Below are 23212 nucleotides of genomic sequence, written 5' to 3'. Positions count from 1 at the left end.
GCGATGGCGCTATCAGCCGCGTGTGATCAGTGGCCGGCGCTCTGGCCGCCATCGACGTGCAGAATCTCGCCCGTGACGAACGGCGCGTTCTCCAGGTAGAGCACGGCATCGACGATGTCTTTCGTCTCGCCCATGCGGCGGACCGGATGCAGATTGGCGAGGAATTCGTGCGTTTCGGGCGCATGCATCGGCGTCTTGATCACGCCCGGCGAGACCGCGTTCACGCGGATACCCTTGGCGGCGTACTCGATCGCAAGCGATTTCGTCGCGGCGTTCAGTCCACCCTTGGTCAGCGAAGCCAGCACCGAAGGCACGCTGCTGTTGGCGTGATCGACCAGGCTGGTGGTGATCTGCACGATATGGCCGGAACCCTGCTTGAGCATTTCGGCCGCAGCACGCCTTGTCACCTGGAAGAAGCTGCCGACATTGACCGACAGCACCGCAGCAAAATCGTCGTCGGTGTAGTCGGTAAAGGGCTTGGCGACGAAAATGCCGGCATTGTTGACCAGCGTGTCGACGCGGCCGAAGCGTTCGATCGCAGCCTGGACGATGCGCTCGGCGGTCTTCGGGTCGGCGATATCGCCGGCAACCGTCACGACATCGGGATCGCTCGACGGCTTGATCGAACGGGAGTTGGCGACGATGCGATAGTTGCGGTCGCGATAGGCCTTGACCAGTCCTTCGCCGATACCCTGCGACGCGCCGGTGATGATAGCGACTTTCCTCTCTGCACCCATGGTAGGTCTCCTTGATCTGTAGGCGGCTTGGTTGCCGGTGCAGATCAATTAGACCTGTCCACGAAACGGGCGAATGCCCGTTATTCGGTAGGCACTCTTCCGCGTGGCGAACGAATGGCGGCTTCGTTGCGGCTTGCCTCGGTCGTCAATTGCGCGAAATAGCGCTTGAGGCGCGGCACGGCAAAGTCGGCAAAGGCGCGCACCTTGGGTACCGAGAAGCGTCCTTGCGGGGCGAGCAGATGGGCGGGAAGCGGCGGATGCTCCTCTTTGCCAAGCAGGATTTGCAACCGTCCGTCCCGGATTTCTTCCGCGATGTGATAGGAGAACAGGCGCGTGACGCCATGTCCTTCCGTCGCGGAAGCGACTGCCGCGTGCACCGTGTTGACGACCATCCGCGGCACGAACTGGACCGCTCTCGGAACAGACGAGCCGGCGAGCGGCGGGAAACTCCAGGAATCGATTCCGAAATGCGTCATGGCAATGATGCGGTGCTTTGCCAGATCGGCCGGCTCGTTGATGACCGGATGCTGCGCCAGGTAGGCCGGAGACGCGGCGATCACGCGGCGAACCTCGCCGAGGCGGATCGCAACAAAGGTCGAGTCGTCCAGATGCGCGATGCGCAGTGCGACATCGATGCCTTCATCGATCAAATTGACCTGCCGGTCGAACAGATAGAGCCGGACGGAGACCATCGGATATTCGTTCATGAAGGCGTCGAGCACCGGCCTCAGCACGTCCTCGCCCGCAACGATGGGCGCCGTAATGGTCAGCGTGCCGCGCGGCGCCGAGCGTTCGCCGGCTGCAACGATGTCGGCCTCCTCGAGATCGACGAGGACACGGCGGCATGCGGCGGCGTAGCGCTCGCCTGCTTCGCTCAGCTTGAGCGAACGCGTGGTGCGATGGAGCAGCTCCGTGCCGACGTGATGTTCGAGGAAGGCGATGGCACGGCTGACAGCGGCCGGGGACTTACGAAGGCGCCGGCCCGCGCCGGCGAGGCTGCCCTCGTCGACCGCGGCGACAAACACCTTCATCGCGTCGATGCGGTCCATCTATTCTTCCGAATGGAGGAATACTGACCGCCAATTGTTAGGCTTTCATCCGGATGCCGGCAAGATGGAGCGGAGCCGCCATGCGGGCTGGTCAGGTCGCATATTGCGCGATGCCACCGCCGAACGACCAGTTCTCCTTCGCCACTTCGACGAGATTGATGACGACGTCTTCGCGGCGAACCCTCACGAAGAAGGCCTTCTTCATCTCGACGGTGCGGCCGGCGTTGAGCGTGACCTGGATCAGGATGACGTCCTGCGTGTAGTCGTTGCCAAGATAGCTTTCGGCGATGTTGAATTCTTCCGGTGCATGTTCGGTGATGATCTGGAATTTGTCGTTGGCGGGGACGTTGATGGTCTCAGTCATCGCCTTGTAGACGATTTCACCAAGCGCCTTGCGAAAGGCGGCGGGCTTGCCCCGGACAAGATCGATGCGTGCGAGCGGCATGTGCGGGCTCCTTTGGGTGCCCGGACTTGCCATGATGCGCCGGGCTATCCTGTTAGCTGGGTGCGCCGCCGATCAAGTAAAATCCGCTCTTGCGACATGGCTGAGATCAGAAATGCTGATGGCGTCGCGCCGTGCGCAGCGAGCCGGGCGGGCTTGTCTAGAATCCCGATGCGATCTGGTTGTTGTCCACGTCCGCGCCCGCGCGCGAACGGCGGACATTGCTCACCAGCGCGCCGGGCCGGTCTTCATTGGCCGGCTTTGCCGTCGCAAGCCGCAGCACCGCCAGATAATTCGGCTGCACCTCCATGCGCGCGGCGTGCTCGCTGCGGGACAGGATCTTGTGCACGCGCGGCAGGTTGTAGCAGGGCACGTAGAACAGCAGATGATGTTCGAGGTGATAGTTGACGTAATAGGGCGCGATGAACAGCCGCTCAAGGAAGCCGGCGCGGGTGGTGCGGGTGTTGCGCAGGGGATCGTTGCTGTCGGGCACGACGGCGTGTTCGGCGATGTTGCGGATGCGGGTGATCACCATCTGCCAGGTGAGCAGCGGCAACAGCCACAGCAGCGGATAGGCCCACCACACGCCAGCGGCGGCGAGCGCAGCGAAGAACAATGCGTTGACGATGCATTGCGGCCCGAGTTTTTCCCAGAAATGCGCGGCGCGCTGTTTGAGCGGCCATGACGGATCGCCGAGTGCATTGAGGAACTGGGCCTTGCGCTGCGCGTAGCCGGTTTGCCCGGAGATGTCGCGCCAGAATTTTCTCCGATAGCTCATCCGGGTGATCGGAAACGGCGCCGACAGGATCAGATCGGGATCGTCCTCCTGCTGCGTGCGCGCATGGTGCTGCAAATGATAGCGGCGGTAGGCGCCGGTCTCGGCGAATACCGGATAGGCGCAGAACCACTGGCTGAGGAACATGTTCAGCCTTTCATTGCTCGCCAGGCACCCGTGGGCGCCGTCATGCATCAGGATCGCGAGGCCCAACTGACGCGAGCCGATGATCGCTACCGCCAGAAGGAAGGTGAGGGGATTGGGCCAGATCGCGACCACGGCGATCGAGCCGAGAATGAGCGCCCATGCATGGACGATCAGTGCGATGCTCTTCCAGGTGACGCGGGTGCGCACCTCGACCAGTTCCTGCTCGCTCAGAATGGCGCGGGCGCGCATGCGAAGTGCAGTCATCGCAGTTTCTCCTTGCCGGTGCAGGGCATCTCGGATTCCGTTGCGCCGACCAGCCGCAGCCGTGCCGCGTCGGCGGGTGCATCGGCTTGGGTGCCGAGCAGGCGCAGCATCTCGGCGGTGAGCTGTTCGCCTGAGCGGCCCATCGACTGTCCTTCGATCGTGACGCCGATCGCAATTGCCCAGAAGCGCCGGGCGCTGGTGGCGGGATCGAGCCGCGATTGCCAGCCGCGCGCCGCTACCTCGGCGGCGTAGGCGCGCAGGCCCTCGGCATGCAGCCGCTCCACCGTCCGCTCGACCAGCGGCGCCAGATCCTGGCGGCGGCGGGTCAGCGTCATCGCCTCGACAAAAAAGCCGACCGCGTCCGTGCCCCTCACGCTCTCGACCAGCGCGCGCGTGTAGTCGGACGGCGAGAGCTGCCTTCCCGCATGCTGTTCAGCGGCGCGGCCGACATAGAGCACGTCGCGGCAGGCCGCCTCGACGAAGAGGGCTTCCTTGGTACGGAAGTAATAGGTGATCTGGCTCGGAAACGCGTCGGCGGCTTCCGCGATGTCGGCGATCGAAACGCCGGCCAGACCTTTTTCCCGGAACAGGCGGCTAGCCGCATCGAGCAGGCGCGAGCGCATCTGGCGGCCGGCGGTGCGCGTGGCGCGCACGCTGTGCCTTGGATCGGATGCACGGTCGTCGGTGGCTGTGCTCTTCATACGGCCTCGCGACATGGAAAATCCGGTCACTCCGGGACGCCACGATAGTTGTATGTTATACAAACAAATAAGTCAAAGAATTTGCCGATCAACTGAGCGTGCGTCCCGGGTGTGCGTTCGAGCCAACCCTCGCGGCCTCTTATGCGTTATCGCCCTGCATCGGCGCACAGGGACGGGAAGATGGCCGGATTTGACTGGGACAACCTTCGCTACGTTCTCGCGGTGGCCGACGCCGGTTCGCTGGCGGGCGCGGCCCGGCTGCTTGGCGTCAATCATACGACCGTGCTCAGGCGGCTCGGCGCATTCGAGGACCAGCTCGGCGTGCGCCTGTTCGAGCGGTTGCCGACCGGCTACGTGCTGACCGCCGGCGGCGAGGAGCTGATCGCGGCGGCCCGCCGGATCGACGACACCGTGGCGACGCTCGGGCGCAAGCTGACGGGGCAGGACCTGCGGTTGTCCGGTGTGGTGCGCGTCACCACCACCGACACGCTGATGGGCTCGATCCTGCCCGAGATCCTTGCGGCGTTCCGGACCGCGCATCCGGGCATCCAGCTCGAGATCGCGCTGTCCAACTCCATGTTCAATCTCAGCAAGCGCGATGCGGACGTTGCGATCCGCCCGGCAAAAGATCCGCCGGAATCGTTGATTGGCCGCCAGGTCGCAAACGTCGCATTCGCCGTCTATGGCAGCCCTGACTATCTGGCGAAGCACGACAGCGCAGGCGGTCTCGCCGCGCATCGATGGGTGGCTCCCGACGACAGTCTTGCGGAGACATCGGTCGCGGCATGGATGCGATCCGAGCTGCGCGGCAGCGAGATCGCGCTGCGGGCCGGTTCGCTGCTGGCGCTGCGGCAGGCGGCCGAGGCCGGTCTCGGCCTTGCAGCGCTGCCCTGCTATCTCGGCGACATGTCGCCGGGGCTCGTTTGCGTGCATGCCCCGATAGCGGCGATGCAGACGGCGCTGTGGATTTTGACGCATGAGGACCTGCGTCATACCGCGCGCATCCGCGCCTTCATCGAGTTTGCGGCCGCGGCATTGAGCCGCCGCCGCCCGTTGCTCGAAGGGGCCGAATCCCGCCCGCGCGCGGCCGGCAAATAGCTTGCGCTGCACGGCCGTCCCCGCGGTCTTCGGAGCCCTGTGCGTTTGCGCAAACTCAAAACGCAAATTTGCGCTCTCCCGGGCACGCGGACATGCACTCATCTTCCCACGCATCAAACACGACGGAGGCGAAACATGGGTGCTCCCTCACCAGACCTTTCCAATCTGTGGCTCGCGCGCGCCTTCAATGCGCAGGATGTCGAAGCCGCTGCCGCGCTCTATCATCCGGACGCCGCCATCGTGCAGGTCGACGAGGTGCACGGCGGCACCACCATTGCCCGCGGCGCCGACGGCATCCGTGCCACCATGGCCGCCTATATCGGCATGAAGCCGCACATGGATGTGGTGACCCACCATGTGACGGTTGCCGGCGACTTCGCGATGACCCGCTCGCAATGGCTGATCACCGGCAAGGACAGGAACGGCAAGCCGGTCGAGGTCCATCATCACGGCATGGAGGTGCACCGCAAGGGCGCTGACGGCACCTGGTATTTCTTCATGGACCATCCGTTCGGCGCCGATGCGCACTGGGCGATCGAGCGCCCCCCGCATACCGAGTGAGGGCCACGGACGACGCAGAAGTAGAGAGAACTCTTTCATTAAGAAACCGCGATTTCACACGCCTATCACCACGATGAGATAGCGCCGGTGCGGAGCCATCACACCCAGTGCCGCGCGAAGTCCTCAGCAATCCGGATCAGTGCGGCTGCGAGCCGGTCGGGCATCGAGAAGAACGGCGAGTGATCGCTTGGCAAGGTGATCACCGGCCGGCACGGCAGGTTCGGCTCTGCCAGGACCACCATCCCAACAACTCGACGGTGCCCCTAAACGGGGTCGAACTCGACGATCGCTAGCGGCGTCTGCGGCACATCCCAGACGTTGGTAACGTGCCAACCGCTGTCCGCGCCGATCGCCTCGAACTCGGCCCGCGTCCGTTCGCGCCCGCTGCTCGCGCAGAGCATATGAATATCGACCAGCGTGGCGAAATGCGGCTCGTTCGGACCCGGCACCACCCATTCGACGATCAACAGGCGCCCACCTTCCCGCACCGACTTTCGAATGACGCGCAAAATCTGCCGGCATTCGTCATCGTTCCAGTCGTGCAGAACATGCTTCATGAGATAGATATCGGCCTCGGGCACGGCTTCGAACATGTCGCCACCCTGACGGCTGATGCGGCCGACCAGCCCGGCCTTCGCCGTGATCCCGGCGTCGCCGGCGACCGCCACCTCCGGTAGCTCAAAGACGATGCCTTTTGCCTGGGGACGGTCGCGCAACAGCGCCGCCAGCAGATAGCCGTGGCCGCCGCCGACATCGCAGAAAAGCTCCTGCGCGGCGTGTCGCCTGTCCAGCGTCGCGCGCACCGCTTCCGCTTCCATCGTCGAGAGGCAGGTCATCGCGCCCTGAACCACCTCCGCGAAGGCAGGATGCTCGCGCGCATGGTCGAAGACGATGTGACCGAATTCGCGCCGGAAGCCGTCATGCTCCCCGTCGCGGATCAGGGCCGGCAGGTGAGCCCAGGCAGCATAAAGCTCAGGCCCTATATTCAGGAGAACCATGTCGCGCAGCGTTTGCGGATGATCGGCGCTCAGGAATTGGCCGGTGCCGCTGAGCCGGAACCGGGCGCCTTCCTCCTCGACGAGCAGGCCAATCCCTGCCGATGCGCGCATCAGCCGATAGAGCAGCGCCTCGTCCACACCGATCTGCGCGGCGACCGCCGTCGCGGCCGAGGATTGCGATGCGGACAGAGCATCGTAGATGCCGAGTGCGACGCCGGCCTGCAGCACCTGGCTGCGCCACTGCCCCGTTACCAGGTCCATGATCGCCGGTATGGGCTGTTGTTCGGTCGTCATGCGCGTCGTCTCCTTATTACTGTCCGCTTGTTCGAGCGGGTGGGTGTGGTGGTTGATGCTGGATTTAAACGGACGCCAGATGAAGGACTGGTCTAGCCCGCAGAGGCCGCCGTAGGGATCGCCGCCGGAGAGGTTGACGTTCATTTGTTCAAGGTCGGCAGGGGAGTAGGTGCGGCGCGTGGCCGGCGATGATGTCTCGGTCATCGAAATCGTCGCCTCCGTACCGCTAGCGTGGTCTCTCATTGAGCCTCCGAAAGCGTGCTTCCCGATGCCGATGGCGCGCCTCGCAACCGAAATGCGAAGTGCTTCTGCATCGATCGCACGACACAGACGTAGGGTGACGTATTGCGTTGAAAAGTCGCGATTTCCGCGGATTCATCTGTGCAAAAATGCAGCGTGCATGCCCGAACCTTTGCAGGCAGTCGGTTCGCACACGCCCCAGCCGAATGTTCGCAAACACTCAGGGGGCGCCCGAGGCGTGATTCAAGCGCGTGCGAAATTGGGGCGATCGGGCGTCAAACCACGGTCAGCACTAATGACCAAATAGGAAGGTGGAAGACCAGGTCTGCTAAGAACGCCGTAGATGTTCGCGTATGGCGGCTCGGTTACACCTCGCGTCCTTCGATGAAGGAGCGACGCTTCGAGCTCGCTTCGGCGCAATGCGTCATGAACGCACAGACGCGACCCGACTTCCGAATGTCGGGATGCGTGAGGATCCATAGTTCGTCGTAGACTTCGGGCTGCACAGCGCTGATCCTCACCAGGCTCGGCACCAAGTCACCGTGCATGCACGGCAGGAAACCGATTCCTGTTCCTGCGCACACAGCGGCGGCGACGCCGAGCACCGAGTCCGCGCGATAAACGATGTTTTTGGTCGGCACCCTCTCCTCGACAAATTTGAAGCCGAGCAGTCCTTCCAGGCTCGCACCGTATGTGACCCATTTCCTCTCATACAGCTCCTCGAGGCGCGGCTGCAGTCCTGGATAGTCGTCCCGGCGGCCGTACACCGCCCACGCCACCCGCGCGAGCTTGCGACCGAACAGGTTTTCAGGGGGCGCAAGCGTGGCGCGGAACGCAATGTCAGATTCTCCACGCGAGAGATTCAGCGGCGAGTTCCCGACGATGACCTCGACGCGTATCTCGGGATTGCTGCGCTGAAAATCTGCGATGATCGGGGTGAGGAAATCGTGGAGCAGCGCGTCGCTGGTGGCGATGCGGAGCTCACCTGTGTGCCTCTGAGCATTGACAGCGACACGGCGAGCGACGCTGAAGATTTCTTGCTCAACGCGTTCGCTCAGCGAGATGATTTCAACGCCTGCTCCGGTGGGCTGGTAGCCGGTTCGTCGCCGATCGAACAATGAGACACCGAGAACCTCCTCGATCGCGGCAAGGCGGCGCGCGACCGTCGAATGGTTGACACCGAGCGATGTCGCAGCGCCGCTCAATCCGGTATGCTCACTGATTGCCTTTACGACCCGCAAATCCTCCCACGAAAGCTCAGAGGTGGGATCCTTCATCGTTGCCTTTCGATTCATACCGAAAACTTAATAGCCGGGTGCGGGCGGCCTTGGGCAGTAATGATCTAGGTGCTTCGGGCTCTCGGAACAAGGTCAGCGCTCGTGGCGAGCGGCCCCTGATGCGCGGATGGCACCTTGGTACTTTTTCATGGACCATCCGTTCGGCGCCGATGCGCACTGGGCCATCGAGCGTCCGCCGCACACCGAGTGAGCGAAGTTGCTTCTCACGAGCAAAGGGCCGCCTCATTTGAGGCGGCCCTTTGTGCCCGGATGGGCTTGTGCTGATTTGTTTCAATAGCCTTGTGCCGTCGAACCCGGCCAACCATCCAGCGCATGGCGGTTCGACCGTGCATCGAGCTTTGTTCGCCGGATCAATCGAACAGCATCTTGGCTCGCGCCTCGCTGCGGGCCGATCCGTCGATCTCGGCAAGCTCGAGCGCGCCCCTCAGTTCCTCGAGCCAGTCCAGAAATTTGTCGATCAGGTACTCCGGGCTCATCAAAAGAGCCGCGCCCCTCATCCGCTCTGCCAGCTGATTCATCATCGATCCCCTCGCATTCGAAAATGAGCTACCCCCTCTCATTCGATGAACCACTCTCTCACTCATTCGCCAAAGCGCGAAGCGGAGAGTTAATAAATGGTAAATGCAGGTGATGACTAGATCAGCCGCATCCCCTTCAAACTCGCGTGGCCGTTTTTGCCGACGATGATGTGGTCGTGCACGGAAATGCCGAGCGGGGAGGCGATGCCGATGATCGCCTTGGTCATCTGGATGTCGGCCTGCGACGGCGTCGGGTCGCCGGAGGGGTGGTTGTGCACGAAATGCCTTCGTGCATCACCTTGAACACACGATCGATTTTTAAGTGCTGGTAATAGCAGGGGACGTGGACAGGGGACTGTAAGAAGTGATCGATCGTGATCATCACGTTAGCACATGAAGGCACCTGTATAAGCCATTTCGCTCACGAGTGATCATCAGCCGACTTCAGCTCTCACCTCAAAGGACTAAAGCCGCTCGTGCGGTCAGACGCTGCAGCTGACAGCGCAGCAAAACAGTGCGCGACGGAGCGTCCTGACGACGAGACGATTGGCCCGTGCAGGTGGTGATTGCGCTCCGGTAGGAAGGCATTCTCACGGAGACCACACTGCAGCACTGATCTGCCCGGTGGCGGTCCCTACATTGGCGTAGGGACACGAATAGATTGGCAGTGGCGTCGCCCAACGTGCAGTGGTCATGCATATCGAGGAAGAACGAGATGGTTACACACAGCCACATCATTATCGGGGCCGGGTCCGCTGGCTGCACACTGGCCAGCCGCCTGACAGAGGACCCCAACACTCGCGTGCTTCTGCTGGAAGCCGGTGGCTGGGATCGTGATCTGCATATCCACATCCCGCTTCTGTGGCCGCGGATGTTTCTCAAGCAGCGGAACGACTGGGGCTTCTTCACCGAGCCTGAAGCGAGCATGGGCGGCCGGCACATCGAATTCGCGCGCGGCAAGGTCATCGGGGGTTCATCTTCGACCAACGCCATGGCCTACGTGCGTGGCCATCGCAGCGATTATGACCGCTGGGCGTCGGCCGGGATTCCCGACTGGTCCTATGCGCACGTCCTTCCCTATTTCCGGCGGCAGGAGTCATGGGAAGGAGGTGCCGACGCCTGGCGCGGCGGCGACGGCCCGCTCACCACGCGCTTCAGCCGCTACCAGGACCCTCTCGTGGATGCCTTCATGGCAGCGGGAGAAGCAGCCGGCCATCCGGCCACACCGGACTACAACGGCGCACAACAGGAAGGCTTCGGTCGCTGGCAGTCGACCATCCGCGGTGGACGGAGATGCAGCGCGGCCGTTGCCTATCTGCGACCGGCGCTGCGGCGCGGCCGGATCGACGTCGTCACGGGTGCCCGGGCAAGCTCCATTATCCTCGAGGGCCGACGCGCGGTCGGCGTCGAGTACCTGCACGGCGGCAGGACGCAGACAGCACATGCCGATCGCGAGATCATCCTTGCCGCCGGCGTCATCGGTTCGCCGCATCTGTTGATGCTGTCGGGCATTGGCGATCCCGGCGTTCTTCAGTGCCACGACATTCCGGTCCGCATGGCGCTGCGCGGCGTCGGACAGAACTTGCAGGACCACATCTCCGCCCCGGTCGCCTATGCTCGACGCGGCGCCGGTCCGTTGCATAGACGCATGCGCGCCGACCGCATCGCGATCGATCTCGTGCGGCAACAGCTGTTCGGCACCGGCATCGCGAGCGACCTGCCCGCGGCCGCCATGGCGTTCCTGAACACTGGGGTCGGCGGCAACGTGCCGGATGTGCAGTTCCTGTTCGTCGCGCTTCCCATGACGGCCGGCCCCTACTTCAGCCCGGTCGTGAAGCCCTATGCCGATGGCTTCGCCTGCCGGGTCGCCCTGCTCAGACCGGAGAGTCGGGGGCATCTGGAACTCGCTTCGCGCGATCCATCAACCGCCCCACGGATCGTCGGCAACTATCTCGCGACTGATCACGACCGCATCGTCCTTCGCGAGGGCCTGCGGCTGGCGCGCGACGTCGGGCATCAGCTTGCGCTGAAACCGTTCATTGCCGCCGAACTGGCGCCGGGCCCGGACAACTGGTCGGACTCCGGGCTCGACGCCCATATCGCGGCCACGGGTATCACCATCCATCATCCGCTCGGCACGTGCCGCATGGGACCGGAAAGCGATGGAATGGCCGTTGTTGACAGCGAGTTGCGCGTTCATGGGGTTGAGAACCTTTGCGTTGTCGACGCATCGGTAATGCCAGACATGATTGGCGGTAACATCAACGCAGCAGTTATAATGATCGCGGAAAAGGCTTCTGATGTCTTGCGAGGTAGGCCAGTCCTCGCTCCAACGCCCTGTTGTTGAGGGACTCTACCCAATCGCGTCGTTCTGCGAGGTTCACGGTAAGGCTTGCTTTAGTTAGCTCCAAGAGTCGACGGCATTCAGATCAGCCGCATCCCCTTCAGGCTCGCATGGCCGTTCTTGCCGACGATGATGTGATCATGCACGGAAATGCCGAGCGGGGAGGCGATGCCGATGATCGCCTTGGTCATCTGGATATCGGCCTGCGACGGCGTCGGGTCGCCGGAGGGGTGGTTGTGCACGAGGATGAGGGCGGTGGCGGATAATTCCAGCGCGCGCTTGATCACCTCGCGCGGATAGACCGGGGTGTGGTCGACGGTGCCGGTCTGCTGGATCTCGTCGGCGATCAACTGGTTCTTCTTGTCGAGGAACAGCAGCCGGAACTGCTCCTTGTCGGCAAAGGCCATGCTGCTGCGGCAATAGTCGATCACGTCGTTCCAGGACGACAACGCGACCTTGCGTTCGATCTCGCGCTTCGCGGCACGGCCGGACGCTGCGGCGAGCAACTTGAGCTGGCTGATCGAGGCATCCTTGATGCCCTTGACCTCGCGAAGCCGCGCCACTGGCGCGTGGATGACCTCGGTGAAGGAGCCGAATTTTCTGAGGAGCTCCTTTGCCAGCGGCTTGGTGTCGCGCCGCGGGATCGCGGCAAACAGCGCCATCTCGAGCAGTTCGTAGTCGGTCAGCGCATCGGGCCCGGCGCTGAAGAAGCGTTCGCGCAGCCGCTCGCGATGGCCGTGGTAGTGCGGCGTCTCGGCGGAGTCTTTCGGGGGATCGGGGGTCTTGCCGGGCATCGGCGGCAAGGATGCCGTGCCCGGCAGCTTTTGCAACCGCTTGCCTCGAGAAAAAGGCGCCGCGCGCGGCGCGACGCCTTGGGTTCGCTCGAACCGGCCGTATGCGCTCAGGCCTTCACGGCCGCGAAGGCATAGCCGTTGCCGTCCTTCGTCAGCGTGCCGACATTGGGGAAACCGAAATGATAGCCGGCGATCATGCCCTTTTCCGCGATCACGCGGTCGAAGAAGGCGCGGCGCGTGGCTTCCGCCTTCGGCCCGTCGGCATCGAAGCCCGAGAACCAGCCGGGATTTCTGACGAAGAGCTGGTGAATGCCGGTAACGTCGCCCTGGATGTAGAGCTGCTGTCCGCCGGAGGCCACGAGGAAGGACATGTGTCCGATGGTGTGGCCGGGCGTGGCGATCGCCTTGACGCCGGGCGCGATGTCGGCGCCATCATTGAATTGCTTGATATTCTTCCAGGTCGGGAATGTCGCCTGGATGCGCTTCACGTTGGGGCGGGCGGCTTCCGGCAACTTCTCCACCAGTGCCGGATCGGTAAAGAATTTGTACTCGACCTCCGGCATCATGATTTCTGCGTTTGGGAATACCTGGGCGTTGGTCTCCTTCACCCACAGGCCCGAGATGTGGTCGGGATGGAAATGCGAGATCACGACCGTCGAGACGGAAGCGGGATCGAGGCCGGCCGCCTTCATGTTGTCGGCCATCTTGCCGACGGTTGCCGGTCCGTTGCCGCCGAAGCCGGTGTCGAACAGGATGACCTTGCCGCCGGTCCTGATCGCCGTGACCGTGAAGGGATTCTCGATCTTGTCGGGACCGATGCCGGCCGCAGTCAGGGCCTTCTTGACGTCATCGAGCGAGGCATTCTTGACCATTCCTTCGGCGACCGCGCGCTCGATGGTGCCATCATGCAGGCTGAACACCTCGATGTCGCCGACCTTGTATTTGAGGCTGTCGGCGGCGCGCTGGGCATGCGCCGCGCCGATGAACGAAACCGGTGCCTTGAGGCCGAAAACGAGCGCGGCCCCGGTGCTGCCGAGAACCAGATCGCGACGAGAAATCTCGAACATTGGCCTTCCTCCCTGGGTTGATCCCTTGCCGGGAGGCTCTCACTGACGGAGAGCACCCCGCGCCGAGTCCTACACCCCTGCGTTCGGGCTATTCCGCGGGATTCCGATCGGAGGAAAGACAAGTTGCCGCAGGCAGGTAACTTGTTAAGAACGAGTTGCAATAGCGCTGTGCCGCTACGTCATCGATGCAGTCTGGAGCGCTTGCGTTCGATGAAAATCAGACAATCACGAACGGCTTCTCGCCGTGGCGCTCGGACAGCGTAAAAATCTCGACGCCGTCGGCGGTGACGCCGACCGAGTGCTCGAACTGCGCCGACAGCGAGCGATCGCGTGTGACGGCGGTCCAGCCGTCGGACAGGATCTTCACATGCGGCTTGCCGAGATTGATCATCGGCTCGATGGTGAAGAACATGCCGGGCCTCAGCGGCACGCCCTCGCCGGGGCGGCCGATATGGATGATGTTCGGCTCGTCGTGGAACAGGCGGCCGAGGCCATGGCCGCAGAAATCGCGCACCACGCTCATGCCTTGCGGCTCGACAAAGCTCTGGATGGCATGGCCGATGTCGCCGGTGGTGGCGCCGGGTTTTACGGCGGCAATGCCGCGCATCATCGCCTCATAGGTGACTTCGATCAGTCGCTCGGCCTTCCGCGCGATCGGCGCGATCGCATACATACGGCTGGAATCGCCATACCAGCCGTCGACGATGAAGGTGACGTCGATATTGACGATGTCGCCTTCCTTCAGCGCGCGGTCGCCCGGCATGCCGTGGCAGACCACGTGGTTGATCGAGGTGCAGGTCGAATAGCGGTAGCCGCGATACATCAGCGTGGCGGGATAAGCGTCATGGCTGAAGGCGAAGTCGCGCACGAATTCGTCGATCCGCGAGGTCGGCACGCCCGCCTTCACGATGTCGGTCAGCTCGTCCAGGCACTTCGACACCAGGCTGCCTGCCTTGCGCATGCCGGCAAACCCGCTCGCGCCATGCAGCTTGATCTGACCGGTCTTGCGCAGCGAGGTATCGGTAGCTTCGACGTAATTCATGGGCGGATCGGGGCCTGTAGGGGAGGGATGATTTAACGTCCTAATTTAATGATCGGCGCGGCCGGTGCAAGCCGCGGTTGAGCTTCCATGGCCCGCAAATTCGCCGTCATCGGCCCGGAACCTCGACCACGGTCTCGACCGGCAGCGCCCCGCCGCGGATGCGAAGCTCGCGTACCGGATAGGGCACACGGATGCCCTCGCGCTTGAAGGCGTCCCACAGCGACAGCATGACGTCGCTCTTGACGCCGTCCATGCCGTCAGGGTCGGCAATCCAGAAGGTCAGGGAAAACTTCATGCCGGCCTCGGCGAATTCGGTCAGGATGCAGTTCGGTGTCTTGCCCTTGGTGGCGCGCGGATGGGCTGCCGCAATCTCGGCGGCGAGCTTGCACACCAGGCGCGGATCGGCGTCGTAATTGGTGCCGAAGGCGACCTTCACCAGCGTGTTCTTGTCGGTATAGGTCCAGTTGACGACCTTTTGCGTCACGAGATCCTCGTTCGGGATCAGGAATTCGCGACCGTCGCCGGCGGCAACCGAAATGTAGCGCGTCTTCATGGTGCTGATGCGTCCGGAACTGTCGCCGATGGTGATGAGATCGCCGGGCTTGACCGATTTGTCGACCAGCAGGATCAGGCCGCTGATGAAGTTGGCGACGATTTTTTGCAGGCCGAGGCCGATGCCGACGCCAGCCGCACCGGTGAAGACCGCCAGCGCCGACAGGTTGATGCCGACCGCACCGAGCGCGATGGCGATCGCCACCACCATCAGGCCCATGCGGATCATCTTGACCAGCAGCACCTGGATCGAGGGCGTCAGGTCCGCCGAGCGGTTGATGCGGTTTTCGGCGAAATTGGCCGCGATGTTGGTCAGCCACAGCGCCAAAATCAGCAGCGCGCCGAGCTTGAGCAGTAAGAGTGGCGTCAGCCGCAGTCCGCCGATCTCGATCGCAATCCCGTCCAGCGCCTCGATCGCCGGATCGAGCTGGCCGATGATGCTGAGCGCCGCAATCGTCCAGGCCGACAGCGACACCACCTTCACGATGAAGGCGTTGCGGATCACCGAGGTGATCAGGCGGATCGCCAGCCAGGCCAGCGCCAGCTTGGCAGACACCATGATCAGGTAGCTGCGGCTCGGCCAGGTCACGTGCCACATGATGACGCGATCCACGATCATCAGGATCGCGAACACCGCCGTGGACGCGCTCGCTACCATCACGCGAACGAAGTGTCGCAGCGGCAGCGGCCAGCGCATGGCAAGCGAGCCCGCGTCGACCTTGGCTCGGATGGCCGTATCGGTGGCGTAGGCGATGCCGGCGGCGGCCAGGATCAGCCCGAACTGTAGATAGAACCACGGCGAAGTGATCTCGGCGCCGACCGAGCGCGTTGCTGACACCACCCACTCGGTGACGTCCTTCAGATCGTTCTCCATCGGCAATCTCTTTTCGGCTGAGCAGGCGGCTCAGCAAACCGTGATTCGAAACCCGCGCAGAATCCCACACCGGCAGCGCCCGGGCCATCGATACTCCACATCGCGGATGCGGGTTAGGTGCGGAAAACCGCGCACTTTGCCGCGATGGACAGAAAATGGGTTGGCGTCCGAGTGTGGCGACGATAAGGATGCAATTGCAAGTATTTGCAATGATTTTGTAGGCGGGATGGCGCTACTCGACGGGGTCAGTCTGGCAATTCTTCTGGGGGCGGTGCTGGTGATGGCCGGCATCCTCTCGAGCCTGTTGGCGCTGCGCTTCGGCGCCCCCTTGCTGCTGGTGTTTCTGATCGTCGGCATGCTGGCCGGCGATTCCGGCCCGGGCGGAATCCAGTTCGATGACGTCCGCACCACCTATCTGGTGGGATCGGTGGCGCTGGCCCTGATCCTGTTCGATGGCGGACTGAAGACCAGGTTTCAGAGCATCCGCGCCGTGCTGGCGCCCTCGATGGTGCTGGCGACCATCGGCGTCCTCCTGACCGCGCTCGTCACCGCGCCGGTCGCCAAATACGCGCTCGATCTGAACTGGGCCGAGTCGCTGCTGGTCGGCGCCGTGGTGGCGTCGACCGATGCGGCGGCGGTATTTTTGCTGGTGCATACCCAGGGGCTGCGGCTCCGTCCCCGCGTCGGCGCCACGCTGGAAGCCGAATCCGGCACCAACGATCCGTTTGCGATCTTCCTCACCTTGATGCTGGTCGAGTTCATTTCGATCGGCCAGACCACGGCCGGGCATGTTGCCATGGAATTTTTCCAGGAAGCCGTGCTCGGTACCATCATGGGCGTGATCGGTGGACGGCTGGTGGTGATCGCGCTCAACCAGGTCGCGCTGCCGCAAGGCCTGCACGCGCCGTTCGTCACCACCGCCGCGCTGGTGATTTTCGGCGCGGCCCAGATCGTGCACGCATCGGGCTTTCTCGCCGTCTATCTCGCCGGCATCATCATCGGCAACCGGCCGACGCGGGCGCACAATTCTGTGGTGACCTTCCTCGATGCCGCGACCTGGCTGGCGCAGATCGTGATGTTCGTGCTGCTCGGGCTATTGGTGTCGCCCAACCGCCTGCTCGGCAGCATCGGCCCGGCGGTGGTCGTAGCCCTGAGCCTGATGCTGCTGGCGCGGCCGATCGCGGTGTTCCTGTGCCTGGCGCCGTTCCGCTTCAACTGGCGCGAAAAGGTCTTTATCGCCTGGACGGGCCTGCGCGGCGCGGTGGCGATCTTCCTGGCGTCGATCCCGATGCTGGTGGGCCTGTCAAAAGCCTATCTCTATTTCGACGTCGCCTTTGTCGTCGTCATTATCTCGCTGCTGCTCCAGGGCTGGACGCTGGGGCCGGCCGCGCGGCGGCTGCATGTCGCGCTTCCCCGCGTCGACCGCGGCCCGCGCCGTGTCGAGCTGGATCTGCCGGGCCAGCTCGAGCAGCAGCTCGTCGGCTATCCCGTGCGCTCGAACAGCCTGTTCTTCCGGCGCGGGCTGATCCCGTCCTGGTCGAAGCCGACCCTGGTGATCCGCGACGAGCGCATTCTTTCGCCGATTGAAGCCGACCCGATCGCACCTGGCGACTACCTCTATCTGCTGGCGCCGCCGGAACGGGCGGAGGCGCTGGACCGGTTCTTTGTCGACATGCCACCGAGCACGGCGCCCGATCCGCATCTGCTCGGCGATTTCATGGTGTCGGGCGAGCATACGCTGGGTGAGCTCGCCGAGATCTACGGCGTGACGGTCGACGGGGATCAGGCCAAGCTGACGCTGGCGGATTATTTCGACATTCATCTTCATCACGCGCCAAAGGAGGGCGCGGAGCTGACACTCGACACCATCGTGCTGGTGGCGCGCAACATCGGCGGCGGGCGGGTCAATGTCATCGGCCTGCGCCTGCCGGAGGACGATGAAAAGGTCCCGCAATTGACCCGCGCGCAGGCGTTCAGGAAAAAGCTCGCGGAGATCTGGTCGTCGGTCGCGGGGGTGTGAGTCACATGCCTCGCCGCCGCAATAAACTGCTGAACATCATGCGCTTTGGCGCCGCAATTTTTCTTGCGGCGATTTTCGCAGTTGGCCGACGGATTCCGCGTCCGGATCAGAAACTAGACGTATCTCCGGCAACTATTTCCGGGCTCACCGAATTGCGCGGCAGAACGAAATACGTGGAGGTTTTCGGTACCATCTACAACGGAATGCGACCAGAAGCCGCTCGGTTGCAGGCGGAAGAGCAGCTCAATCGGTTGTTGGATCGGCTGCTGGATCAACTGCCGTCTAACCCTTCCAAGAAATTCGCGATGAAGCAGTTTGCCGAGACATTGGATCAGTTTGACGCCATCGATACAGAAGATCGTGAACAGCTGCTGCGCTATCTCAAGGAAATCATGGACCTTCTTGGCATAGCGGATTCAGGTGGGCTGCTCGCGCGGTGGATGTACGGTCCACTCGGCGATGTGTTTCTCTTGCTAGACCGGAATGTGCGGAGAGAGGACGCGAGGATCACTCCTCCAGGGTGAATCCCACCCGCAAGGTCACCTGGTAGTGGCCGACCGCACCATTCTCGACGTGGCCGCGGGTCTGCACGACCTCAAACCATTTCATCTCGCGTATCGTCTTAGAGGCGCGCGAGATCGCGTTCTGGATGGCGTCCTCGATGCTCTTCTCGGAAGAGCCCACGAGCTCGAGTATTTTGTAGATGTGATCGCTCGTTCCAGTCGTAGCGGCCATGGCCAATCTCCGTTCCTTGCACCTCAAATCCGGTGCATCGGAGAAGAACCGTTTGGGCTATGCCGTTGTTCCCGTCAGCACCTTGACGCCGCCCAGCGCGGTAACCCGTCCGTCCTTCAGCATCACGATCTGGGTCGCAAGCTGGCGCAGTTCGGCGGGGTCGTGGCTGACATAGACCATCGGTACATTGGCCTCATCCCGCAGGCGCACGAGATAGGGCAGGATTTCGATCTTGCGGCCCGCGTCGAGCGAGCCCAGGGGCTCATCGAGCAGCAGCAAGCGCGGTTTTGACAACAGCGCACGGCCGAGCGCGACGCGCTGGCGCTCGCCGCCTGATAATTTTCCGGGACGCCGGTCGAGCAGATGGCCGATGTCGAGCAGGTCGGTGACGCGCTTCTTTTGCGCAGGATCGTCGGCAAGCCGGTTCATCCGCCGGCCATAGTCGAGGTTCTGGCCCACATCGAGATGCGGAAAAAGCCGCGCGTCCTGGAACACATAACCGATGCGGCGGCGGTGCGGCGGCACATGCACGCCCTTGGCGGTGTCGTCGAGCACCTCACCGTCGAGCGAAATATTGCCGCGGTCGGGCTTGAGCAGTCCCGCGATCATGTTGATCAGCGATGATTTGCCGGCGCCGGATGCGCCGAACAGGCCGGTGACGCGGCCCTCGCTGCTGAAGGACGCCTCCAGTGAAAATTCGCCAAGCTGTTTGGTGACCTCGACGCGCAGCATGGTCAGTTTCCATGCAGGCGCGCGGTCGCCCGCCGCGCGAACCATTCCGACGCCACCAGCGCGCCGGTCGCGAGCACGATGGAGATGATCACGAGCCGCGCCGCAGCGGTATCGCCGTCCGGTGTCTGGATCAGCGAATAGATGGCGGAAGAAATCGTCTGCGTCTCGCCGGGAATGTTGGAGACGAAAGTGATGGTCGCGCCGAACTCGCCGATTGCTTTCGCAAAACCGAGCACCATGCCGGCCAGAATGCCGGGCAGCGCCAGCGGCAAGGTCACGGTAGCAAACACCTTCCAGGGCGCGGCGCCGAGCGTGCTCGCGGCCTGCTCCAGCCGCCGGTCGATTGCCTCGATCGACAGGCGGATGGGACGCACCAGCAGCGGAAACGACATCACGCCGCAGGCGAGCGCGGCGCCGGTCCAGCGGAAGGCGAACACGATGCCGAGATTGTCCGCAAGCCAGGCGCCGACCAGCCCGCGCCGTCCGAGCGTCAACAGCAGCAGATAGCCGGTGACGACGGGCGGCAACACCAGCGGCAGGTGCACCAGCGCGTCCAGTACTGCCTTGCCCCAGAAATTGGTGCGCGCCAGCAGCCATGCCAGCGCAATGCCGAACGGCGTTGCGACCAGCGTCGCAACCACGGCGACCCTGAGCGAAAGCAGGATCGCAGTCCATTCAGCAGGCGTGATCTCCGACATCAGGTGGTCGGGCTGAGCAGGAACTTGAAGCCGTATTTTTCCAAAATGTTCTTCGCGGCGGTGGAGCGCAGGAAGGCGAGGTAATCGGTCGTCTCCGGCTTCGCCGTCGTGGTCGCCGCGACGGGATAGATGATCGCCGGATGCGAATCGGCCGGGAACGTGCCGACGATCTTGACGCCGGGCTCGACCTTGGCATCGGTCGAATAGACGATGCCGAGCACGGCTTCGCCGCGGGCCACCAGCGTCAGTGCGGCGCGCACGCTGTCCGCCATCGCAAATTTCGGCTCGGCCGCTTGCCACGATCCGAGCTTTTCCAGGGCAGCCCTGGCGTATTTGCCGACTGGCACGGCTTTCACGTCGCCGGTCGCGATCTTGCCGTCGCCGGCAAGTTTTGCGAGATCGAAGCCCTGCGCAATCGCGACATTGTCGATCTTGGAGTCCTTCGGTGCGATCAGCACGATCGAGTTGCCGAGCAGGTTCATCCGCGTGGGCTCGTTGATGTTCTTCTTGCCGATCGCATAATCCATCCAGTCGGTGTCGGCGGAGATGAAGACATCGGCCGGCGCGCCCTGTTCGATCTGCTTGGCGAGCGCAGAGCTGGCGGCATAGCTCGCCGTCACCTTGAGGCCGGTCTTGGCGGTATAGGCGGCATTGATGTCGTCGAGCGCGTTCTTCATCGAGGCCGCAGCGAACACGGTGATGGTCTTGTCCTGCGCAGCGGCCGGCGCGTGAGCGCCGGCAAGCAGGATAATGAAAGCAGTAAAAAGTCCGGCAAGTCGGTGCATCGTGGCGCTCCGTGCGTATTCGCAATCGCGCTTTCACGCGCGCAAATCTGGCGTGGTTTGGAAAAGGGTGCGACAGGCGGAAGCGCCGTTCCGGCAATCCCGGCAGGCGCGCAGCCGGCCGGGACATCGCTGGAAGCAGAATATCAGTCTGGCGGGTGAGGTAAAGCCTGTCCGCTCACCGGTAATCAGTGATGACGGCGATGCCCGCCGCTATAGCCGCGCAATTCGGCATATTTGACCATCTGCGACGGACTGAGAATTGCGCTGGTCGACAGGTGGTACTTCAGATGCGTTTCCCGCAACTCGCCCTGCGTCGCGGCCACCGCCGCGGTGGATGCTTTCAGGCTTTCCGGCGTAACCGTTTTGCTGGCGAATGCCCTGTCGAGTTCGGCCTCCTGCTCGATCAGCCGCGATCCCAGCGGCATGGCCTCGGCCTTCATCGAGTCGAACAGGCGCTGCACACTGGCGCGCTGCTCCGCCGACAGATCGAGCTTGTCGGCGAGCTCAAGGACGTGCATCGGGCCCGGATAGCCATTCAGTTCGGCCGCCAGCGCCAATCCCATGCCTCGCCCGGCCGTGAGGTCGGCGACCTGCTGCTCCGACAGCGCCTTGATCGATCGCCCCTGCATCCCGGCATAGGGCGTTTGTGCGTTCGCGCTGGTGACCAGGGTCAAGGAAACAAGCAGAGGCCAAATCTTCATCGCTGTTCTCCGGTTGGTGCCTATGTGATTTCGTCATTGCTTCGCATCCGGCATGCTCAGCACGGCCCGGCAGGCCGGCGGCAATTGCGCCATCGTCATCGGTGGCTTCGGCTTCGGAGGTATTTTTGGCGGCTTTGGATGGAGCACCGAATCCTTGAACCAGAAGGCGAGATCGCCGGCGCTGCATCCTTCGCCTTCACCGGGATCGGGCTGGCTCTCGCATTCGCTGGCGCCCGGCGGGCATCCGATGCGGATGTGGAAGTGGTAGTCGTGGCCGTACATCGGTCGCACCTTGTGCAGCCAGCTTCGGTCACCCTTGGCCTCGCGGCATAGCGCCTTCTTGATCGCGGCGTTGACGAAGATGCGCTGCACCTTCGGCTCCTGCGCCGCCGCGCGAATGACAACCAGATGATCCGGCGTGAACACGCGCGGATCGATATCGAGACGATCCTCGCGCACCATCATGGTCGCCGACATCTCCTCGCGCTCGTTGCGCGAAAGCTGGCGACTGGGCGCAGGCGTTAGCCAGATGTCGGCATCCAGCCCCACCTGGTGGCTGGCATGCCCGGTCAACATCGGCCCGCCGCGCGGCTGGGACATGTCGCCGACCAGGATGCCGGGCCAACCCGCGTCCTTTTTCGCCTTCACGGCAACGCGCTTCACCAGCGCGACCATGTCGGGATGGGCCCAGAAGCGATTGCGCGACAGCCGCATCACCTGCCAGGCCTCGCCGTTGATCGGCAATCCCTCCGCGCCCGCGATGCAGCCATGGGCGTAGAAGCCGATCACGCGCGGCTTGCTGGCTGCCGCCGGCAGATATTTGCGGGCGAACAATTCCTTGGCGCCGAGTTTGGGATCGTTGGGATTGGCAAGCGGCGGCAGCGGCTTTGCATTCACCGTGCCCTTGTCCTGCGCCAGTGCCGGAGCGGCGCTGGCGGCAAAACATATCAGGAGGGGGATCAGAAATCGGCGGGATGTCATTCGGCTCGCTCTGTCGTCAGAACGTAACACGGAATGGCCGGAAGGGGACATGTGCAGCGGTCACCATCACCTGATTTCCCCCAATCGTAGTGTTCGGCAAAGCACTGGATTAAGATTAACCCGCGCTGCGCCCGAATGCGCCCTTTACAAGCGATGTCAGCGGACGGAATCATCCCGGCAAAAATATTGCAGGGCAAGGCATATCATGAAGTTATTGTCGGGCGTGCGGCTGGCATTGGCAGCCGCTTTTATTTCGTTGTTAGCGGCACCGGCGCATGCCGGCGTTGTGGTCCAGATCAGCAAATCGTCCCAGCGCATGTCGGTGAGCGTCGACGGAGCGCCGCGCTACTCCTGGCCGGTATCGACCGGCCGCCGCGGCTACGGCACGCCGAGCGGCACGTTTCATCCGCAGATGATGGCGCGGCGCTGGTACTCGAAGAAATATTACAATTCGCCGATGCCGCACTCGATCTTCTTCTATTACGGCTATGCCATTCACGGCACCACCGACCTCGGCCGCCTCGGCGGTCCGGCATCGCATGGCTGTGTCCGGCTGCATCCCTCGCATGCGGCGACGCTGTATGCGCTGGTCGAGCGCAACGGGCGCGGCAATACGCGGATCGAGATTTTCTAGAGCATGATCCGGACCCGAAGGGCCGCGTTAGCGCAAAGTGGACACCGGTTTTCCCTGCGACAAACGCGAAGCGTTTGCGCGGAGATCATGCTCAAACAAAAAGTAGCCTGAGAACTTAACCATTCGATAAC

25 protein-coding genes and 1 pseudogene are annotated in these 23212 nt (G+C 63.2%); 6 read left to right on the top strand and 20 right to left on the bottom strand.

Going from position 1 to position 23212, the window contains the following annotated elements:
- Positions 1 to 26: 26 nt before the first annotated feature.
- The 5 genes from JQ628_RS24315 to JQ628_RS24295 form a co-directional block, all read right to left on the bottom strand.
- Complete coding sequence (locus JQ628_RS24315) at positions 27 to 737, bottom strand: SDR family NAD(P)-dependent oxidoreductase (RefSeq protein WP_212226083.1); 711 nt, start codon at positions 735 to 737, stop codon at positions 27 to 29.
- A gap of 80 nt (positions 738 to 817) precedes the next feature.
- Positions 818 to 1786, bottom strand: coding sequence for a LysR family transcriptional regulator (locus JQ628_RS24310; RefSeq protein ID WP_212226081.1), 969 nt, complete (start codon positions 1784 to 1786; stop codon positions 818 to 820).
- Positions 1787 to 1877: 91 nt separating this feature from the next.
- On the bottom strand, positions 1878 to 2231 hold the full coding sequence (locus tag JQ628_RS24305; RefSeq protein ID WP_212226077.1) for a tautomerase family protein: 354 nt from the start codon (positions 2229 to 2231) through the stop codon (positions 1878 to 1880).
- Between the two features lie 157 nt (positions 2232 to 2388).
- The gene (locus tag JQ628_RS24300) at positions 2389 to 3414 is read right to left on the bottom strand and encodes a fatty acid desaturase family protein (RefSeq protein ID WP_212226074.1); all 1026 of its coding nucleotides are present in this window, start codon (positions 3412 to 3414) and stop codon (positions 2389 to 2391) included.
- Positions 3411 to 4115: a TetR/AcrR family transcriptional regulator C-terminal domain-containing protein gene (locus JQ628_RS24295; protein ID WP_249128336.1), complete on the bottom strand. Its 705-nt coding sequence runs from the start codon at positions 4113 to 4115 to the stop codon at positions 3411 to 3413. The genes JQ628_RS24300 and JQ628_RS24295 overlap by 4 nt, the downstream gene beginning before the upstream one ends.
- Positions 4116 to 4295: 180 nt before the next feature.
- On the opposite strand from JQ628_RS24295, the gene JQ628_RS24290 reads away from it, so the two are divergent.
- Together JQ628_RS24290 and JQ628_RS24285 are read left to right on the top strand one after the other, a co-directional pair.
- Complete coding sequence (locus tag JQ628_RS24290) at positions 4296 to 5213, top strand: LysR family transcriptional regulator (RefSeq protein WP_212226071.1); 918 nt, start codon at positions 4296 to 4298, stop codon at positions 5211 to 5213.
- A 135-nt stretch (positions 5214 to 5348) separates the two neighbouring features.
- Positions 5349 to 5774, top strand: a complete 426-nt coding sequence (locus JQ628_RS24285) for a YybH family protein (RefSeq protein WP_212226069.1) — start codon at positions 5349 to 5351, stop codon at positions 5772 to 5774.
- 98 nt (positions 5775 to 5872) lie between these two features.
- On the opposite strand, the gene JQ628_RS24280 is transcribed toward JQ628_RS24285, so the two are convergent.
- The 5 genes and pseudogenes from JQ628_RS24280 to JQ628_RS24260 form a co-directional block, all read right to left on the bottom strand.
- Positions 5873 to 6016: a hypothetical protein gene (locus JQ628_RS24280; RefSeq protein ID WP_212226060.1), complete on the bottom strand. Its 144-nt coding sequence runs from the start codon at positions 6014 to 6016 to the stop codon at positions 5873 to 5875.
- A 21-nt stretch (positions 6017 to 6037) separates the two neighbouring features.
- Entirely contained in the window at positions 6038 to 7033 is a 996-nt protein-coding gene (locus tag JQ628_RS24275) for a methyltransferase (protein ID WP_249128341.1), read from the bottom strand.
- Positions 7034 to 7671: 638 nt separating this feature from the next.
- Positions 7672 to 8583 (bottom strand): LysR family transcriptional regulator, encoded by a 912-nt coding sequence (locus JQ628_RS24270; protein WP_212226055.1) that lies wholly within the window; start codon positions 8581 to 8583, stop codon positions 7672 to 7674.
- A 371-nt stretch (positions 8584 to 8954) separates the two neighbouring features.
- Positions 8955 to 9122: a hypothetical protein gene (locus tag JQ628_RS24265; protein WP_212226052.1), complete on the bottom strand. Its 168-nt coding sequence runs from the start codon at positions 9120 to 9122 to the stop codon at positions 8955 to 8957.
- 116 nt (positions 9123 to 9238) lie between these two features.
- Positions 9239 to 9400: pseudogene (locus JQ628_RS24260) on the bottom strand (JAB domain-containing protein); the annotation flags it as partial.
- Positions 9401 to 9837: 437 nt separating this feature from the next.
- Between JQ628_RS24260 and JQ628_RS24255 the strand changes: the two are divergent.
- Positions 9838 to 11469, top strand: coding sequence for a GMC family oxidoreductase (locus JQ628_RS24255; RefSeq protein ID WP_212226045.1), 1632 nt, complete (start codon positions 9838 to 9840; stop codon positions 11467 to 11469).
- A 77-nt stretch (positions 11470 to 11546) separates the two neighbouring features.
- On the opposite strand, the gene radC is transcribed toward JQ628_RS24255, so the two are convergent.
- From radC to JQ628_RS24235, 4 genes are all read right to left on the bottom strand, one after another.
- Complete coding sequence (gene radC / locus JQ628_RS24250; protein ID WP_212226401.1) at positions 11547 to 12260, bottom strand: RadC family protein; 714 nt, start codon at positions 12258 to 12260, stop codon at positions 11547 to 11549.
- Between the two features lie 107 nt (positions 12261 to 12367).
- Complete coding sequence (locus JQ628_RS24245; RefSeq protein WP_212226042.1) at positions 12368 to 13327, bottom strand: MBL fold metallo-hydrolase; 960 nt, start codon at positions 13325 to 13327, stop codon at positions 12368 to 12370.
- A 217-nt stretch (positions 13328 to 13544) separates the two neighbouring features.
- Positions 13545 to 14369, bottom strand: a complete 825-nt coding sequence (gene map, locus JQ628_RS24240; RefSeq protein WP_212226040.1) for a type I methionyl aminopeptidase — start codon at positions 14367 to 14369, stop codon at positions 13545 to 13547.
- Positions 14370 to 14475: 106 nt separating this feature from the next.
- On the bottom strand, positions 14476 to 15795 hold the full coding sequence (locus tag JQ628_RS24235; protein WP_212226037.1) for a mechanosensitive ion channel family protein: 1320 nt from the start codon (positions 15793 to 15795) through the stop codon (positions 14476 to 14478).
- Positions 15796 to 16021: 226 nt separating this feature from the next.
- On the opposite strand from JQ628_RS24235, the gene JQ628_RS24230 reads away from it, so the two are divergent.
- Both JQ628_RS24230 and JQ628_RS24225 read left to right on the top strand, forming a co-directional pair.
- The gene (locus JQ628_RS24230) at positions 16022 to 17815 is read left to right on the top strand and encodes a potassium/proton antiporter (RefSeq protein ID WP_212226035.1); all 1794 of its coding nucleotides are present in this window, start codon (positions 16022 to 16024) and stop codon (positions 17813 to 17815) included.
- Between the two features lie 5 nt (positions 17816 to 17820).
- Entirely contained in the window at positions 17821 to 18339 is a 519-nt protein-coding gene (locus tag JQ628_RS24225) for a DUF4844 domain-containing protein (protein WP_212226033.1), read from the top strand.
- Here JQ628_RS24225 and JQ628_RS24220 read toward each other — a convergent pair.
- The 6 genes from JQ628_RS24220 to mepA form a co-directional block, all read right to left on the bottom strand.
- The gene (locus tag JQ628_RS24220; protein WP_212226030.1) at positions 18323 to 18550 is read right to left on the bottom strand and encodes a dodecin; all 228 of its coding nucleotides are present in this window, start codon (positions 18548 to 18550) and stop codon (positions 18323 to 18325) included. The genes JQ628_RS24225 and JQ628_RS24220 overlap by 17 nt on opposite strands.
- A gap of 57 nt (positions 18551 to 18607) precedes the next feature.
- The gene (gene modC / locus JQ628_RS24215) at positions 18608 to 19282 is read right to left on the bottom strand and encodes a molybdenum ABC transporter ATP-binding protein (protein WP_212226028.1); all 675 of its coding nucleotides are present in this window, start codon (positions 19280 to 19282) and stop codon (positions 18608 to 18610) included.
- Positions 19283 to 19284: 2 nt separating this feature from the next.
- The gene (gene modB / locus JQ628_RS24210; RefSeq protein ID WP_212226025.1) at positions 19285 to 19980 is read right to left on the bottom strand and encodes a molybdate ABC transporter permease subunit; all 696 of its coding nucleotides are present in this window, start codon (positions 19978 to 19980) and stop codon (positions 19285 to 19287) included.
- Complete coding sequence (modA, locus tag JQ628_RS24205; RefSeq protein WP_212226023.1) at positions 19980 to 20765, bottom strand: molybdate ABC transporter substrate-binding protein; 786 nt, start codon at positions 20763 to 20765, stop codon at positions 19980 to 19982. The genes modB and modA overlap by 1 nt, the downstream gene beginning before the upstream one ends.
- A 185-nt stretch (positions 20766 to 20950) precedes the next feature.
- Positions 20951 to 21466 carry a Spy/CpxP family protein refolding chaperone gene (locus JQ628_RS24200; protein WP_212226021.1) on the bottom strand — a complete coding sequence of 172 codons (516 nt, stop codon included), beginning with the start codon at positions 21464 to 21466 and terminating at the stop codon, positions 20951 to 20953.
- Between the two features lie 33 nt (positions 21467 to 21499).
- Positions 21500 to 22447, bottom strand: a complete 948-nt coding sequence (gene mepA / locus JQ628_RS24195; protein WP_212226020.1) for a penicillin-insensitive murein endopeptidase — start codon at positions 22445 to 22447, stop codon at positions 21500 to 21502.
- A 205-nt stretch (positions 22448 to 22652) separates the two neighbouring features.
- Between mepA and JQ628_RS24190 the strand changes: the two genes are divergently transcribed.
- A complete protein-coding gene (locus JQ628_RS24190; RefSeq protein WP_212226017.1) occupies positions 22653 to 23081 on the top strand; it encodes a L,D-transpeptidase in 429 nt (142 codons plus the stop codon).
- Positions 23082 to 23212 lie beyond the last annotated feature (131 nt).

The organism is Bradyrhizobium lablabi, assembly GCF_018129385.1.
In the GTDB taxonomy this organism is placed as follows: Bacteria; Pseudomonadota; Alphaproteobacteria; order Rhizobiales; family Xanthobacteraceae; genus Bradyrhizobium; species Bradyrhizobium lablabi_C.
This window is presented reverse-complemented; position numbering and strand designations above follow the sequence as displayed.